Source organism: Streptomyces sp. NPDC008137 (assembly GCF_042957035.1).
Classification (GTDB): Bacteria; Actinomycetota; Actinomycetes; order Streptomycetales; family Streptomycetaceae; genus Streptomyces.
Genome location: NZ_JBIBHN010000017.1, coordinates 30498 through 46534 on the forward strand (window position 1 = coordinate 30498; position 16037 = coordinate 46534).

Consider the following 16037-nt stretch of genomic DNA (forward strand, 5'->3'; position numbering starts at 1 on the left):
GACGAGGGGGATCGGGCTGATTGTGCGGGATGTCGGGGACGATGCGCGAGCGCCTTGACCTCGACAATGCTTGAGGTTCTACGTTTCGTGCCATGAGCATGGAGACCACAGCGTGGACACAGCTGCACGGCGTCCTGAACGCCGAGCGGGAACGCCGCCCCTTCGCCCTGGCGACCCTGCGCCGCATCGGCGCGTTCGCCCGCCCGCACCGGCGCCGCATCGCCCTCTTCGTCCTGCTCGGCGTGGGAACCGCCCTGCTCGCCGTGGCGACCCCCGTCCTGGCCGGGAGGGTCGTCGACGTGATCGTCTCGTCCGGTGACGAGGGCAGAGTCGTACGCCTGGCCCTGCTCATCGCGCTGATCGCGGTGGCGGAGGCGGCGCTCGGCATCCTCGGCCGGAGGCTGTCGGCGACGCTCGGCGAGCACCTCATCCTCGATCTGCGGACCGCCGTCTTCGACCATGTGCAGCGGATGCCGGTGGCGTTCTTCACACGCACTCGTACGGGCGCCCTCGTCTCCCGGCTCAACAACGACGTCATCGGCGCCCAGCGCGCCTTCAGCAACACCCTCTCGGGCGTGGTCAGCAACCTCGTCACACTCGTGCTCACCCTCGCCGTGATGCTGACCCTGTCCTGGCAGATCACCCTGCTGGCGCTGGTGCTGCTGCCGGTGTTCGTGATCCCGGCCCGGCGCATGGGCAGCCGGATGGCCCGGATGCAGCGGGAGGCGGCGACGCTGAACGCGGCGATGGGCACCCGCATGACCGAGCGCTTCTCCGCGCCCGGCGCCACCCTCGTCAAGCTCTTCGGCAGGCCCGAGGAGGAATCGGAGGAGTTCGCCGAACGCGCCCGCCGCGTCGCGGACATCGGCGTCCGGACGGCCACCGCCCAGGCCGCCTTCATCACCGCGCTCACCCTGGTCTCCGCCCTCGCCCTGGCCCTGGTCTACGGCCTCGGCGGCTGGTTCGCCCTGCGCGGCGCCCTGGAACCGGGCGCGGTCGTCTCGCTGGCGCTGCTCCTGACCCGGCTGTACGCGCCGCTGACCGCGCTGGCCGGGGCCCGGGTCGAGGTGATGAGCGCGCTGGTCAGCTTCGAGCGGGTCTTCGAAGTGCTCGACCTGCGGCCGCTCGTCGAGGAGAAGCCGGACGCGCGCGGGGTGCCCGACGGGCCCGTGGCGGTCGAGTTCGAGAAGGTCCGCTTCGGCTACCCCGCCGCCGACAAGGTCTCCCTGGCCTCCCTGGAGGAGGTCGCGACCCTGGACCGGCGGGGCGGCGACGAGGTCCTGCACGGCATTTCCTTCCGCGCCGAACCGGGCCAGACCGTGGCACTCGTCGGGTCCTCGGGCGCCGGCAAGTCGACCGTCGCGCACCTGCTGCCCCGCCTGTACGACGCCGACGAGGGCGCCGTACGCGTCGGCGGCGTCGATGTCCGCGACCTGAGCGCGAGGGCCCTGCGGGAGACCCTCGGCATGGTCACCCAGGACGGGCACCTCTTCCACGACACCGTCCGCGCCAACCTCCTGCTGGCCCGCCCCGCGGCGACGGAGGAGGAGGTCTGGGACGCCCTGCGCCGGGCCCGCCTCGACGACCTCGTACGGTCCCTGCCCGACGGCCTCGACACCGTGGTCGGCGAACGCGGCTACCGGCTCTCCGGCGGCGAACGCCAGCGCATGACCATCGCCCGGCTGCTGCTGGCCCGCCAGCGCGTCGTCATCCTCGACGAGGCCACCGCCCACCTCGACAACACCTCCGAGGCCGCCGTGCAGGAGGCACTCGCCGAAGCCCTCGAAGGCCGGACGGCGGTCGTGATCGCCCACCGGCTGTCCACCGTCCGGTCGGCGGACCAGATCCTCGTCGTCGAGGCCGGCCGGATCGTGGAACGCGGCACCCACGAGGAACTGCTGGCGGCGGGCGCACGGTACGCGGAGCTGTACCGCACCCAGTTCAGCGAGACGGAGAGCGGGGTGAGCGTGTGAACGCCCCCGGGCGCGCATCCGTACCCCCTCTTCGAGTACTCACGTCTGCCCGCCAGGGCAGAACAGCGCGCATCCGGAGAGGCGACGTGTCCCAGCAGCAACCGCACGCACCAACCAACCGCCGGACCCCGTTCCGCGCCCACCGGCTGCGCGCCGCCGCCGCGGTGGGCGCCCTGGTCGTGCTCCCCCTCGCCACCGCCTGCGGCGGCGGTGACGACCAGGAGCCGGCCGGCGGTGACAAGGCGGCGACGCCCAGCGGGGCGGCCGCTCCCGCCGCCGGTGTCGTGGCCCCGGCGAAGGTCGAGGTCATCGCCGGCCTGGCCGGCTGCAAGGCGAAGATCCGCACCGAGGCGGACGAACTGCGCGAGGGCGTCTGCCACACGAAGAAGGGCGACTTCCTCATCACCACCTTCCCCGAGGAGAAACTCAAGGAGACCTGGCTGGAGTCGGCCAGCGTGTACGGGGGCAAGTACCTCGTCGGCATGCGCTGGGTGGTCAGCGCCAAGCCGGGCCTGTACGAATCCCTGCGCGCCAAACTCGGCGGCACGATCCAGGAGTTGCAGGGCATCGGCCCCTCCGCGAACCCCTCCTGACGTCACTCCGGTGCCAGACGGCGGACGAGGCCCGCGACCTCCGCGTCCTGCCGGGCGAGGAAGGTCTCGAAGGCGCGGCCGGTGGCGAACACGTCGGCCGGCAGGCCGGAGCGCGGCTGCCCCTGGCGGACGTGACCTCCGGCCCTCCTGTCACGTCCGCGCTCGTGTCAGGTCAGACGCAGCACGGCGAACCTGGTCACCGGGTTGAACCACCAGGTGTTGATGAAGGCGGGCGGCACGATCCAGGTGTTCTGTCCCTGGGGGATGGTGGCCGTGTCCTCCGTGAAGAAGGGCGGGGTCTCCAGATAGCGGCGCCACCTGACCTGCACGGCACCGTCACGGCTCCAGACGTAGACGAAGCCGAACGGGGCCGGCTGGTTGGACACCTGGGTCCACCGGCCTGCCGGGCAGTCGACCCACTGCGCACCACTCATGGCGACGTCACCTCCGTGTCGGGATCCGGCAGCAGCGCTTCGTCGAAGGTCCGGAGGGCTCGCTCGAGCTGCTGGCGCTGCCTGCAGCGCTGGAGCGCGTGATACACGACGGTGGCCAGGGCGCCCTCGTTCTCGATGGGCAGCTCTCCGGGCACCAGATAGCGGCGGATCTCGGCGCGGTCGATGTCGTGACCTCCCGCGGACAGCCGGCCTTCCTCCCCGAGCAGTTCCGCGACCGTGCGGGTGCTGCGGATCGGGTACCTGAAGCCCAGGCAACGGGCTCGGCTCACCGCCAGCGCCGCCAGGCGCAGTTCCGGAACGAGTGCCAGGGCGGTGTCCATGGCCTCGAAGTCCTCGGGTGTGAGGGGAATCATTCGGCTCGGTCCCGCCCATGCCGGTGCTCCGGGGGCGGGCTCTTCGGGTCGGCTCATCTGACCGTCCTCATGTGGTGTCGATGCCCGCCCTGCTCAGGCGCGCAGCATGACCGTGTATCCCGATGTCCCGGTGGAAAGATGCAGAGCCGCTGACCGCAGGCCGGCCAGGCGCGGGCTCGCGAGCAGGTCGCCCGCGGTTGTCCCCCTGGATCCGAGTACGACGGCGACCGCTTCCCCGAGCCGTTCCGTCCCGGTCGGGGTCAGCGCCGGCCCCCCGTCCAGGTCGGCGAACCACCCGCTGTCCGTGCGCGCCAGGGTGGCCGTGCGGCGCAGCCGGCCGGGCACGAGCGGGCCGGCGTTCGAGGGCGCGGTACCGCGTGTGGCCGCGCCGCGGGACGCCGCACCCCGCAGAGAGGCCGGCCTTACCTCCCCGAGGTGCAGCACCAGGCGTTCCTCCCGGTCGACCTTGTCGTCCAGCAGGTTCAGGATCTCGGTGGTCTCCTGGTCGCCCCGGATCAGGGTGAGGTTGCGCTGGGCGACGTGCCGGTCGGCGTTGGCGGCACCGAGGTCGCCGGTCCACGCGTCGGCGAAGGCTTCCACGACAGCGAGGAGACACGCGTGTCCCTGGGCCTGATCCTGGACCTCCCAGGGCTGGGGGATCGCCACCAGGCGGTGGGCGGAACCCGAGTCGCGGTCCCCCAGTTCGGTGAAGGCACCCCCGATGTAGTGCGGTAGGTAGCGGGGGTCCTGGGTTCCGGAGAAGAAGCCCGGATCGACCCACCAGGCGCGAACGGTCACTCCGAACGCCGGGAACCGTCCGAGGTTCCATACGTGGACGACGACGGTGTAGGCCTTGCCCACCCGGGGCGACTGAACGGTCCGGCTGAGGTCCGGCGGCGCTCCTGCCGGGAGCAGGTGCAGGTCGGGACTGAGCCAGCATGGCGTCGGCTGCCACAGGGGACGCTGCCCCGTGTCGCTGAGAGCTCCTCTGATGAGGAGGTGCGGGAACCACAGCCGCGACCGTGGGCGCTCCCGCAGCTGCCCGCCGAACTGCTGATCCAGTCGGTCGGTCAGCCGGGAAGGCCTCCACTGCGGGTCCAGGGGCGGCAGTTCAGGTGCCTGCGGTACCTCGGGGTCGCTGGTTCCGTCAGGTGGCAGGCCACGCTCAAGACCGGCGTCGCCGGGGATGCCCGTGATGTTCTCGGTCATGTCAGCCCTCACCTTCCGGAGGCAAGCCCTGGGCGCGGTCGCGCTGGTCCTGCGGGATCCCCGCGTCCGGGATCCGGTCGCCGCACGACCCGTTGCCGCCCTTGTGGTCGAGGTAGCCGCACAGCCGTCGCTGCGCCGGGTCGAAGGAGTGGTCGCTGCGCAGGGGCACCGGCCACGCGGGCTGGTGGGGCCGGGCCCAGTAGCCGTCGAACTGGGCCGGGGGAGTACAGGGCTGCTGCATGGCGAACGCGCCCTCATCGAACGGCAGGCAGTCCCACCAGGGAACGCCCGCCGCGTCCCGCGACGGCGTGTGCCGTGACCAGTCCCAGCATCGCCAGGCATACCCCCGGTCCGAGTCGAGGTTGAAGCTCGGTACGTGGTCACCGGCGGCGAAACGAGAGATCAAGTAGAGGCTGTAGTCCACGGGATGGCCGAGATGCCGGTCCTGGGGCAGCCGCCGCCTGCTGACCTCCTCCGTGTCCGCCGGGTCCGATGCCGCCTCGTACTCCGCGGCCACCTGCGTGTCCGTCGGCTGCCGCGCCAGCAGAGCGGTGGCGTCCTCGCCGAGCGTGAACGGGCCGGCATGGACCAGATCGGCCTCCCAGCCCAGCCGGTGACCCTGGACGTCGCGCTCCGGGTAGCGCCAGGGGAACACCCACTCGCTGAACTCCTGGTCTCCCCCTGTTCCAGGGGGCATCGGTGGCGCGCCGGCCGCGGCGAGCAGCTGTGAGAGCACGGGAACCGGATCACGGGGCGTGTCGCGGGGATACGCGGGATCGGCATGCCGGGCGTCGGAGCGGGACGGCCTGCCGCTGGGCTCGTCGGAACCGGTGGGCAGCGGCGCGAATCCCGCCCCGTCCGCCAGGTCGGCACGCAGCGAGGCCCGCCAGAACGTGCTGCCTCGTCCCAGGGTCACCAGTCCGGGGTCGATCTCGAACGTCTCAGGAGCCAGGAACCCACTCATCACCAGGAGTCGGCGCGACGCCACATACAGCGAGTAGAGCGGGCCGATCACCGTGTAGTGCAACATCACGCGGGCCGGGTACGTGGCGACGTCCAGGATCAGGCCGGGCAGCACCGTCACCAGCCACTCGACCACCTGCTTGAGGAACAGCAGCCATGCGATCACGGCCAGGAACAGATCGAGTGCGGTCACGGAGTCATCGGACAGATCGCTCCCGCGCCCTTCGTCCCCGACTGCCAGGCTGCCGGGAGGGCTGGGAAAGGGGTGGTCGTTGATCTCCGTGGGCGGTCGGGGTGGGGACAGGCTCAGTCCCGCGCTGGACATATGGGACAGATAGCGGTGCGCGATCTCCCACATCACCTGAAGGGCCCGCTCGTTCGGCCGCCCCTGGTCGCTGAACTCCGGGGCCCAGGTCTCCAGCACCTTCGGAGTGATGTCGTCGGACGCGGGGTCGGCGTACACCTCCCGGAACGTCTCGGTGATCGCGCGGACGAGGTGCTCGGGAAGTTGTCCGGCGGCCATGGAGAAGTGCCGGCGGCGGGCGAACTCCTCGGCCGGATCCCGGCCGAGGTCATAGCTGGGAAAGCCGGTGAAGTAGTCGTACGCCGGTGCGTCCTGCCGCCCTTGATAGGGGGCGTCGTCGCGTCGGCGCCACGAGACGCGGAAGTGCAGGGCCGAGGTGCCGAGCGTCCGGTAGTGCGTGCCCGCGCCGAACCGGCTGTCGTACGCAAGGGAGTCGAAGTGGTTCTCCACGAGGTGATGCCGCTGCCAGTGGAGCCGGAACGGGCCGCCCGACTTGGCGTTGGTGAACGCGTGGCCCACCACGTCGGTGGCACAGTGACTGGCCCAGCCCAGGGCGAAGGCCTGCACGGTCTCGGCATCGGCGCGCTCGGAGTCCGTGCGGGCCGCGGCCTCGGCGTCCTTTCCGCGGCGGAGCAGCACCCGGGGAAGGTCGTAGGTACGACGGTAGTGCACCATGTCGGACCAGTAGAAGGCCGGCTCCGTCAATCCCTGCGGCGGGCCTGACGACAGTTGGCCGAACACGTCGCACAGTCGCGTCGGAACGGTCAGCATGGCGTTGCCGATCGCGTCCGAGGCCAGGTCGATGGCCTGCGCGATCTGCCGGGAAAGGCCGCCGGTCAGCTGCGCGGCGAGCTGTTCGTCGTTCGCGCCGACCGGCCCCATCCACTTCTCCCAGGGGCCGAGAAACTGCTCCTCGACCGTGTTCCAGACGTCGAGTACCCACTCGGCCACGCCGAACAGAGGGCCACCGTGGCGGGTCTTGAAGTCCGGCAGCAGGTAGAACAGGTCAGGGGCGATCGATCCGAGGGCGAGGTAGTTGCGCCACTTGTGCGCCAGCCCGCCGAGCCGTTGCGCCTCCGTCGGGTCGAGACTCAGCTCCGCAGGGACGTCTGCCGCTTCCAGACGTTCCGCCGCGAGCCGCGCTGCCTCCATGTGGATGTACCAACCTGGCATGACGCCACCGCCCCCTGGTTCGCCCCGATCCGCGGGTGGAAACGGGGCGTGCGCCATCACACAGCAAGATCTCTCCTTGGTGTATCAGCTCAAATGCGTATCCGGGTCCGGGAGCTGACTTCCGCGAACCCAACGGTCTCTGCCGTCTCGCCCGGCATCCGTGGTTGACGAGCTCCAGGACCGCGAGAGGCCACGGCCGCAGCCATCGGGCGGGGGGTTTCTCCGCCCGGCTTCGGCCCGCTGTCGTGCCCGTCGCGTAGACGAGGTACGCCTCGAAGTGCAGCACGCCGGTCACGGGCGGCGCAGCGCGGTCATCCCGACCCGGGCCCGTCCGTGAACACGCGATCGCCGCCGCCCGGACCCAAGTCCGCGCGGCGGCGATGTGCGGCCGGCCCCGGGACCGTACCGGGGCCGACACGTCAGGGGCGGTTGGTGAGGTAGCCGCCCATGGAGGTGAAGTACTCGGCGGCGGGCAGTTCCCGGCCGTCCTCGGTCCGTACGCGGGTGATGGCGAGGCCCTGGTTGCGGCCGGTGCGGGCGTCGGCGCCGGCGACGATCACCACGCCGTCGCCCTCGCGGTAGAAGATCCGGCCCGGAGTGCCGCCGTAGCGGCCCTCGGACACGAAGGCGGCCAGGATGTCGAGCCGCTTGCCGCGGTGGAAGGTGTAGGCGCTGGGGTACGGCTCGGACTGGGCGCGGACCAGGCGCTCCAGGTCCTCCGCAGGCCAGGTCCAGTCGACGCGGCTGTCCTCGTCGGCGCGCTTGTGGAAGAACGACGCCTGGGAGCGGTCCTGCTCGGTGAACTCGGTCTGGCCGGAGGCGATGAGGCCGAGCGCGCCGATGGTGACGGGGGCGATGAGGTCGACGGTCTTGTGGAAGAGGTCGGTGGCGGTGTCCGTCGGACCGACCGGTACCGCCTCCTGCCGGACGATGTCGCCGGCGTCGAGTTCGTCGTTCATCATGTGCGCCGTGACGCCCACCTCGGGCTCGCCGTTGATGAGGGCCCAGATCAGCGGGGAGAAGCCGGCGTACTTCGGCAGCAGCGAGTCGTGCACGTTCAGCGTGCCGTGGCGGGGGAGGCCGAAGATGCGCGGGGGGATCCACGTCCGCCAGTTGTTGGCGACGATGATGTCCGGGTCGGCCTCCTTGAGGCGGTCGAACAGCTCGTCGTCGTCCGGGCGGTTGCGGATCAGCACGGGTACGCCGTGCTCCTCGGCGAGATCGGCGACCGAGTCGCTCCAGATCTTCTCGTAGGCGTGCTCGCTCTTGGGGTGGGTCACGACCAGCACGACGTCGTGCTCGGACTCCAGGAGGGCTTGCAGGGTGCGATGCCCCCAGGTCTGGTAACCGAACATGACGACCCGCATGGGGTTCCTCCTCAGAGCAAGGGCTTGGCCGAGGCAAGTAAAGCAAGGCTTACCTTAGTCCGCAACGGGGGGCTGTGATGCCCCAGTTGTGGAGCCCCGTCCGGCGGGTGTCCGTTTTGTCCTGTCGACACCTTCACCGGTTTAGCTTAGGCTCACCTAAGTTCCGTGGCGTGCCGTTTCGTTGGCATGCCCGCCTTTCGTTTCTTCCACACCTGACACGCGGCTGCCCCGCACGATGGGAGTGACATGTCGCAGGTTCTTCCTGGTGACGCACAACCGGTCCACGACCTCATTGGCATCGGCTTCGGACCGTCCAATGTGGCCATGGCTATCGCGCTCCGCGAGCACAACGCGCGCGTCGGCAGGCAGGAGGCAGTCACCGCCCACTTCTTCGAGCAGCAGCCCCGCTTCGGCTGGCACCGCGGGATGCTCATCGACGACGCCACCATGCAGGTCTCCTTCCTCAAGGACCTGGTGACGCTGCGGAACCCGTCCAGCGAGTACAGCTTCCTCTGCTACCTGCAGAGCAAGGGCCGGCTGATCGACTTCATCAACCACAAGAACCTCTTCCCGCTGCGCGTGGAGTTCCACGACTACTTCGAGTGGGCGGCGGCCCAGGTCGACGACATGGTCTCCTACGGCCACGAGGTCGTCGGCGTCGCGCCCGTGACCCGCGACGGCGTCGTGGAGTACCTCGACGTGACCGTCCGGTCGGGCGGGGGGCTCGAGGTCCACCGGGCCCGCAACCTCGTCATCGGCACCGGGCTGCGCCCCCTCATGCCCGAGGGCGTGGAGCGCGGCGACCGCGTCTGGCACAACTCCGAACTGCTGGCGAAGGTCGACGAACTTGAGGGGACGTCACCCTCCCGGTTCGTCGTCGTCGGCGCCGGACAGAGCGCCGCCGAGAACGTCGCCTACCTGCACCGGCGCTTCCCCGAGGCCGAGGTCTGCGCGGTCTTCTCCCGCTACGGCTACAGCCCCGCCGACGACAGCGCCTTCGCCAACCGCATCTTCGACCCCCAGGCGGTCGACGAGTACTTCTCGGCCCCCGAGGACGTCAAGCGCCGGCTGATGGACTACCACGGCAACACCAACTACTCCGTGGTGGACATCGACCTCATCGACGACCTCTACCGGCAGTCGTACCAGGAGAAGGTCCTCGGCACCGAGCGCCTGCGCTTCCTCAACGTCTCCCGGCTCACCGGCGTCAAGGAGACGCAGGCCGGCGCCCGGGCCACCGTGACGTCCCTCGTCACCGGCGCGGAGACCGACCTGGACGCTGACGTCGTGGTCTTCGCCACCGGCTACAGCCAGGCCGACCCGACCGCGCTCCTCGGCGAGGTCGCCGACGCCTGCCTGCGGGACGACGAGGGCCGGGTCCGCGTCGAGCGCGACTGGCGCATCGCGACCGACCCGGGGCTGCGCTGCGGCATCTATCTCCAGGGCGGCACGGAGCACACGCACGGCATCACGTCGTCCCTGCTCTCCAACACGGCCATCAGGGTGGGCGAGATACTGGACTCGCTGCTCGGCCGGGGCGCCGACACGGCCCGCACGCTCGCCGACGGTACGGGCAGCACGGCCCGCTGAGCGCCGCGCCGCGCCCGTTCAGGGCATGGGCGAACCGCACGATCCTGGATCAACTCGCAGACAGCGCAAGGGATAACGTACGTCCACATGGGCACGACTGCTGTGGTTGAGCGCCCCGCGCCCGGGGGCACATCGAAGGCCCGTCGGCGGCGGGTCCTGGGTCTGGGCATCCTCGTGGCGGCTCTCGTGGTCGCCGCGGTGCTGTCGCTGGCCGTCGGCGCGAGGGCACTGACTCCCGGCGAGGTGTGGCACGGGCTCTTCGGTGCCCCGACGTCCGACCAGCGGCTCACCGAGATCCGGCTCATCGTGGAGACCGTACGGGTGCCCCGGACGGTGCTCGGGATCGTGGCCGGTATCGCCCTCGGCGTCGGCGGTGCGCTGATCCAGGGGTACACGCGCAACCCCATCGCGGACACGGGCCTGCTGGGGGTGAACACCGGCGCCTCGTTCGCCGTCGTGTCGGTGATCGCCGTGTTCGGGCTGTCCAACCCGTTCCAGTACGTCTGGTTCGCCTTTCTGGGGGCGGCGGTCGCCGGGGTCGTGGTGTTCGGGCTCGCGAGCATCGGCCGGGGGGCGGGCAACCCGTTGACGCTCGCCCTGGCCGGGCAGGGCATCACGGTGTTCCTCATGGCGATGACCACGGCGGTCGCGCTGTCCAACCAGGCGTCGCTGAACGCGCTCAGGTTCTGGAACGCTGGTTCCCTGGCCGGAGTCGGGTTCGACGTCATCTGGCCGGTGACCGCCTTCATCGCCGTCGGGCTGGTGCTGGCCCTGGCCATGCTGCCCTCCCTCAACCTGCTCAACCTGGGGGACGACGTGGCGCGGGGGCTGGGTGTGAACATCGCGCTCAGCCGCACCGTCGGCATCACCGCCATCACACTGCTGGCGGGCGCGGCGACGGCCGCCTGCGGACCCATCGCGTTCCTCGGCCTGATGGTGGCCCACGTGGCCCGCTATCTGACCGGCCCCGACTACCGCTGGCTGGTGCCCTACGCCGGTCTGCTGGGCGCGGTCGTGCTGCTGGTCTGCGACATCATCGGGCGACTGGTGGTGCGGCCGGGCGAGTTGGACGCGGGTGTCGTCGTGGCGCTCCTCGGCGCCCCCTTCTTCGCGGTGCTCGTGTGGCGCGGAAAATTCAGGAGCGCGTGAACGTGACAGATGTGAAGTCGTCGCTGCCGCCGGGGGTGCGGCTGGGCCGGGTGTCGTTCGTCTGGCGGCCCTGGCTCGTGGGCGTCACGCTGCTGCTGGCCGCGGTCACGTTCCTGGTGTTCTGCGTGTCCATCGGCGTCGGGGACTTCCCCATCGCGCTGCCGCAGGTGATCGCCACGCTCCTCGGGCGGGGCGAGCAGGTCGATCAGTTCGTGATCATGGATCTGCGGATGCCGCGCGCCCTGGCCGGGCTCGTCGTGGGCATCGCGCTGGGAGTGTCCGGGGCGATCACGCAGTCCATCGCCCGAAATCCCCTGGCCAGCCCGGACGTTCTGGGCATCACCTCGGGCGCCAGCGCGGTCGCGGTGTTCCTGGTGACGGTGTCGGGCGGGGCCGCGGCGGCCGTCGTCGACTCCGTGGGCCTGTCGGCGGCGGCGCTCGCCGGCGGCCTCGGCACGGGGCTGCTGGTGTACTTCCTCGCCTGGCGGCGTGGGGTCGACGGCTTCCGGCTCATCCTCATCGGCATCTCGGTGAGCGCCGTGATGGAGGCGATCACGAGCTGGCTGCTGGTCACGGCCGACATCAGGGACGTGGCCCAGGCCCAGGCCTGGCTGGTCGGTTCCCTGGACGACCGCTCGTGGGACGAGGTCTGGGTGGCGCTCTGGGGCACGCTCGCCCTGCTGGTCGTCATCACGGGCGTGGCCTTCCAGTTCAAGCCGATGCACTTCGGCGACGAGGTCGCCGCGGGACTGGGCGTGCGGTACGCGGCGGTTCGGGCCGTCCTGCTGCTGTGTGCCGTCCTGCTGGCCGGTTTCGCCGTCAGCGCGGCGGGCCCGGTGCCGTTCGTCGCGCTGGTGGCGCCGCAGGTGGCGATGCGTCTGGCGCGGTGCCCGACACCGCCCATGGCGGCCTCCGGTCTCGTGGGCGCGTCGCTGCTGATCGGCTCGGACCTGCTCGCGCGCACGGCGCTGCCGGTCTCGCTCCCGGTGGGCGTGGTCACCGCCGCGATCGGCGGCCCCTTCCTGGTCTATCTGCTGGTGCGGGCCAACCTCAGATAGGTGTACAAGAGTCAGGCATACCTAAGTAAGGGGGGCTTGTGGCCGCTCAGTCCATCACCCAGCCCAAGACCGGGGTCGACGGCGCCTCCCGGCTGGCAGCCAGGGGCGTCACGGTCGGGTACGGCGCCCGCACCGTCATCGACGAACTCGACGTGGCGATACCGCCCGGGGTCGTCACCACGATCATCGGCCCCAACGGCTGCGGCAAGTCGACCCTGTTGAAGACGCTGTCCCGGCTGCTCAAGCCGACCGGGGGCTCCGTCGTCCTGGACGGCGAGGACATCGGCCGGCTCCGGACCCGGGACGTGGCGAAGAAGCTCGGCCTGCTGCCGCAGGCGCCGGTCGCGCCGGAGGGGCTGACGGTGTCCGACCTGGTCGCCAGGGGCCGCCATCCGCACCAGAGCTGGCTGCGGCAGTGGTCCTCGGACGACGCCGAGGTGGTGGAGCGCGCGCTCGCCATGACCGGCGTGTCCGATCTGGCGGACCGTCCGGTCGACGCGCTGTCCGGCGGGCAGCGCCAGCGCGTCTGGATCTCCATGACGCTGGCCCAGGGCACCGATCTGCTGCTGCTGGACGAGCCGACGACCTATCTGGACCTGGCGCACGCCATCGACGTCCTGGACCTGGTGGACGACCTGCACGAATCGGGCTGCACCGTCGTCATGGTGCTGCACGACCTCAACCTGGCCACGCGCTACAGCGACAACCTCGTGGTGATGAAGGAGGGTTCGGTCCTGGCGCAGGGCCACCCGCGTGACGTGATCACCGCCGAGCTGCTGCACGAGGCGTTCGGGCTGCGCGCCCTGGTCATCGACGACCCGGTGGGGGACCGGCCGCTCATCGTCCCGATCGGTCGTACACACGTCCAGTTGGACACATCCTGATAAAGACGGATAAGTAAGGCTAGGCTCACCTCACTCGCCCACGGTAAGGTTTGCCTGCCCTTAGGCGAGGGTGCAGTGAACTAGCGCGAAAGCAAGGGGTTTTGGATGCTCCTCCATCGAACGACGCTCAGCAGGCCCTGGCGGCGCATGGCGGCGATACTGACCGCCGCCACCCTCGGCGTCGGTCTACTCGCGGGATGCGGTTCCGACTCGGCGGACAAGACGGACCAGCAGAACGACGGCACGCAGGCCGCGTCCGCCGGCGCCTTCCCGGTGACCGTGGAGCACGCCTTCGGATCCACGACGGTCGACAAGGCGCCCAAGCGGGTCGTCTCCGTCGGCTACACCGACGACCAGACCATCCTGGCGTTCGGCATCAAGCCCGTCGGCATGGTCGACCAGTACCCGAACCCCCCGGGCAAGAGCCCTGACATCAACACCCAGTGGCCCTGGGTGAAGGACAAGTGGGGCGACACCAAGCCCGAGGTCGTCATGAAGAACGGCGACTCCGGCCCCAACTACGAGAAGATCGCCGCCCTGCGCCCGGACCTGATCGTCGCGGTCTACTCCGAGATCGACAAGGCCGCCTACGACAAGCTGTCCAAGATCGCCCCGACGGTGGCGCGCACCAAGGCCGAGAAGGAACCCTTCAGCGCCCCCTGGCAGGACAACGCCCTGCACATCGCCAAGGCCCTCGGCAAGGCCGATGAGGGCAAGAAGATGGTCGACGACATCCAGGGCCGGCTCGACACGGCCAAGAAGGACCACCCGGAGCTCGGCAAGCAGACCGCCGTCGCGCTGTCCTGGTACGAGAACTCGGTGGCGCCGTTCACCTCCACCGACGTGCGCGGCCGGCTCGTGTCGGGCATCGGCTACAAGTACCAGACCGGGATCGACAAGGTCGCCGGCGGCAGCTTCTACACCAAGCTCTCGCCCGAGCGGATCGACCTCGTCGACGTCGACCACATCTTCGTCATCAACGACAAGGCCGACACCGAGGCGCTGAAGAAGTTCAAGCTCTTCGCCAACCTGGACGCCGTGAAGAAGGGCAACGTGTCGTACCTGCTCGACAGTGAGGGACCCGCGGTCGGCGCGGCCATCTCCCAGGGCACCCTGCTGTCCATGCCGTACGCGATCGACGAGCTCGTCAAGTCGGTCGATCAGTAAGTGAGCACCACCGAAACGCATGCCGCCCCGGCGACCCTGCGCACGACGACCGGCCGCGAAGCCACCCGATGGGTCACGGCGCACTGCCGTGAGATGCCCTGGCTGACGGCCGCCACCGTGCTCACCACGGTCGCGGGGGCGGCGCTCCAGGTGCTCCCGGTGCTCCTGCTCGGCCGGGTGGTCGACGGGGTCGTCGGGGGCGAGGAACGATCGATCCTGGTCACGATCGGGGTGCTGATCGGAGCCGCCGCGCTGCTCGGCGCGGCGGCCACCGCGGTCTCCACCTATCTGATCGGACGGCTGGGCGCGGATCTGCTCGCCCGGCTGCGCGAAGGCGCCGTCCGGGCCGTGCTCGGGATGCCGAGCGCCCGGATCGAGCAGGTCGGCAGGGGAGACGTGCTCTCCCGGGTCGGTGACGACGTGGCCGTGCTGTCCAAGGGCATCCGCACGGCCGTGCCCACCGTGTTCTCGGCGGGTGTGCTGGTCGTCATCGCCACCCTCGGCATGTTCGGGCTCGACTGGCGGCTCGGCCTGGCCGGCGCCGGCGCGCTGCCCGCGTACGCCCTGGCCCTGCGCTGGTATCTGCCCCGGTCCGCGCCGCTCTACCGGAAGCAGCGAGTGGCCCAGGCCGACCGGGCGCAGGCGTTCATCAGCGGTCTGAACGGCATCGACACGGTCCGGGCGTACCGCCTGGAGGGCGCCTTCCGCGAGAAGGTCACCAGCGAGTCGTGGCGGGTGCGCGACCTCGGCATCGAGGTGTTCCGGTTCTTCGGCCGGTTCGTCGGCCGGGAGAACCGTGCCGAGTTCATCGGTCTCGTCCTGATCCTCGTCGTCGGATACGCCCTGCTGGAGGCCGACGCCGCCAGCCTGGGCGAGGTGTCGGCGGCTCCGCTGCTGTTCCACCGGCTGTTCACCCCGCTGGGCGCCATCATGTTCACCTTCGACGAGGCGCAGAAGTCGGGCGCGAGCCTGACCCGTCTGGTCGGGGTGCTGGGCGAGGCAGCCGAAGAGCGCCTCGTGGGCGACGAGTCCGTCCCGGCGGCCGGGGCCGGTTCGTACCCGGTGGTGGTGCGGGGGCTGACGTTCCGTTACCCCGGCTCCGAGGATCCGGTGCTGCGGGACGTCGACCTGACCATTCCCGCCGGTGGTTCGCTCGCCCTGGTGGGGGCGACGGGCGCGGGCAAGACGACCCTGGCCGCGCTGATCGCCGGCATAGGGACCCCGGAGGCCGGGTCCGTGCGGGTCGGGCCGACCGATCTCGCGGACCTGGACGAGGCGGGGGCGCGGGCCCTGGTGAGCATCCTGACGCAGGAGACGCACGTGTTCTCCGGTCCCCTCGCCGAGGATCTGCGGCTGGCCGCGCCGGAGGCGACCGACGCCGAACTGATGGACGCGCTGCGCACGGTCGGCGCCGACCGCTGGGTCGACGCGCTGCCCGAGGGGCTGAACACCTCGGTCGGCGAGGGCGGCGAGCGCCTGGACGTCACCAAGGTCGCCCAGATCGCCCTGGCGCGGCTGGTGCTGGGCCGGGCGCCCGTGGTGGTGCTCGACGAGTCGACCGCGGAGGCCGGCAGTGAGGGAGCCGCCGAGCTGGAGCGGGCCGTACTGGCCGCGTGCGCGGGCCGGACGACGCTGTTCGTGGCGCACCGGCTGACCCAGGCGATGGCGGCGGACCGGATCGCCGTGCTGGACGCGGGACGCGTCGTGGAGCAGGGCACGCACGAGGAGCTGGTGGCTCTGGGCGGACGGTACGCACGACTGTGGCGGGCCTGGCGAGAGGGTAGTTAGGCAACCCTTAT

At 70.7% G+C, this 16037-nt stretch carries 13 protein-coding genes; 8 read left to right on the forward strand and 5 right to left on the reverse strand.

Features of this window, described 5'->3' with window-relative positions:
• Positions 1-98 precede the first annotated feature (98 nt).
• A complete protein-coding gene (locus ACFZBT_RS24810; RefSeq protein ID WP_391107429.1) occupies positions 99-1973 on the forward strand; it encodes an ABC transporter transmembrane domain-containing protein in 1875 nt (624 codons plus the stop codon).
• 86 nt (positions 1974-2059) lie between these two features.
• Positions 2060-2566: a hypothetical protein gene (locus tag ACFZBT_RS24815; RefSeq protein ID WP_391107132.1), complete on the forward strand. Its 507-nt coding sequence runs from the start codon at positions 2060-2062 to the stop codon at positions 2564-2566.
• A 167-nt stretch (positions 2567-2733) separates the two neighbouring features.
• Here ACFZBT_RS24815 and ACFZBT_RS24820 read toward each other — a convergent pair whose 3' ends face one another.
• From ACFZBT_RS24820 to ACFZBT_RS24840, 5 genes are all read right to left on the reverse strand, one after another.
• Positions 2734-3000 (reverse strand): hypothetical protein, encoded by a 267-nt coding sequence (locus tag ACFZBT_RS24820; protein ID WP_391107135.1) that lies wholly within the window; start codon positions 2998-3000, stop codon positions 2734-2736.
• The gene (locus ACFZBT_RS24825) at positions 2997-3374 is read right to left on the reverse strand and encodes a hypothetical protein (RefSeq protein WP_391107138.1); all 378 of its coding nucleotides are present in this window, start codon (positions 3372-3374) and stop codon (positions 2997-2999) included. Before ACFZBT_RS24825 ends, ACFZBT_RS24820 begins: the two co-directional genes overlap by 4 nt.
• Positions 3375-3467: 93 nt before the next feature.
• Positions 3468-4583: a hypothetical protein gene (locus tag ACFZBT_RS24830; RefSeq protein WP_391107141.1), complete on the reverse strand. Its 1116-nt coding sequence runs from the start codon at positions 4581-4583 to the stop codon at positions 3468-3470.
• A gap of 1 nt (position 4584) precedes the next feature.
• Positions 4585-7023, reverse strand: a complete 2439-nt coding sequence (locus ACFZBT_RS24835; RefSeq protein ID WP_391107144.1) for a zinc dependent phospholipase C family protein — start codon at positions 7021-7023, stop codon at positions 4585-4587.
• Positions 7024-7442: 419 nt separating this feature from the next.
• The gene (locus tag ACFZBT_RS24840; protein WP_391107147.1) at positions 7443-8390 is read right to left on the reverse strand and encodes a formyltransferase family protein; all 948 of its coding nucleotides are present in this window, start codon (positions 8388-8390) and stop codon (positions 7443-7445) included.
• Between the two features lie 246 nt (positions 8391-8636).
• Here ACFZBT_RS24840 and ACFZBT_RS24845 point away from each other — a divergent pair, with 246 nt between their 5' ends.
• The 6 genes from ACFZBT_RS24845 (at position 8637) to ACFZBT_RS24870 (ending at position 16026) form a co-directional block, all read left to right on the forward strand.
• Positions 8637-9980, forward strand: coding sequence for a SidA/IucD/PvdA family monooxygenase (locus ACFZBT_RS24845; protein ID WP_391107150.1), 1344 nt, complete (start codon positions 8637-8639; stop codon positions 9978-9980).
• 87 nt (positions 9981-10067) lie between these two features.
• Entirely contained in the window at positions 10068-11129 is a 1062-nt protein-coding gene (locus tag ACFZBT_RS24850) for an iron chelate uptake ABC transporter family permease subunit (protein WP_391107154.1), read from the forward strand.
• Positions 11126-12187, forward strand: a complete 1062-nt coding sequence (locus ACFZBT_RS24855; RefSeq protein WP_391107157.1) for an iron chelate uptake ABC transporter family permease subunit — start codon at positions 11126-11128, stop codon at positions 12185-12187. The genes ACFZBT_RS24850 and ACFZBT_RS24855 overlap by 4 nt, the downstream gene beginning before the upstream one ends.
• A 38-nt stretch (positions 12188-12225) precedes the next feature.
• On the forward strand, positions 12226-13071 hold the full coding sequence (locus tag ACFZBT_RS24860) for an ATP-binding cassette domain-containing protein (protein ID WP_391107160.1): 846 nt from the start codon (positions 12226-12228) through the stop codon (positions 13069-13071).
• Positions 13072-13176: 105 nt separating this feature from the next.
• Positions 13177-14238 (forward strand): ABC transporter substrate-binding protein, encoded by a 1062-nt coding sequence (locus tag ACFZBT_RS24865; protein ID WP_391107163.1) that lies wholly within the window; start codon positions 13177-13179, stop codon positions 14236-14238.
• A complete protein-coding gene (locus ACFZBT_RS24870) occupies positions 14239-16026 on the forward strand; it encodes an ABC transporter transmembrane domain-containing protein (RefSeq protein WP_391107166.1) in 1788 nt (595 codons plus the stop codon).
• The last annotated feature ends 11 nt before the right edge of the window (positions 16027-16037 follow it).

Coding starts and splice junctions, on each gene's coding strand:
- ACFZBT_RS24820 (WP_391107135.1), bottom strand. CDS start 3,000: ATGAGTGGTGCGCAGTGGGTCGACTGCCCGGCAGGCCGGTGGACCCAG.
- ACFZBT_RS24850 (WP_391107154.1), top strand. CDS start 10,068: ATGGGCACGACTGCTGTGGTTGAGCGCCCCGCGCCCGGGGGCACATCG.
- ACFZBT_RS24840 (WP_391107147.1), bottom strand. CDS start 8,390: ATGCGGGTCGTCATGTTCGGTTACCAGACCTGGGGGCATCGCACCCTG.
- ACFZBT_RS24830 (WP_391107141.1), bottom strand. CDS start 4,583: ATGACCGAGAACATCACGGGCATCCCCGGCGACGCCGGTCTTGAGCGT.
- ACFZBT_RS24845 (WP_391107150.1), top strand. CDS start 8,637: ATGTCGCAGGTTCTTCCTGGTGACGCACAACCGGTCCACGACCTCATT.
- ACFZBT_RS24810 (WP_391107429.1), top strand. CDS start 99: ATGGAGACCACAGCGTGGACACAGCTGCACGGCGTCCTGAACGCCGAG.
- ACFZBT_RS24835 (WP_391107144.1), bottom strand. CDS start 7,023: ATGCCAGGTTGGTACATCCACATGGAGGCAGCGCGGCTCGCGGCGGAA.
- ACFZBT_RS24865 (WP_391107163.1), top strand. CDS start 13,177: ATGCTCCTCCATCGAACGACGCTCAGCAGGCCCTGGCGGCGCATGGCG.
- ACFZBT_RS24825 (WP_391107138.1), bottom strand. CDS start 3,374: ATGATTCCCCTCACACCCGAGGACTTCGAGGCCATGGACACCGCCCTG.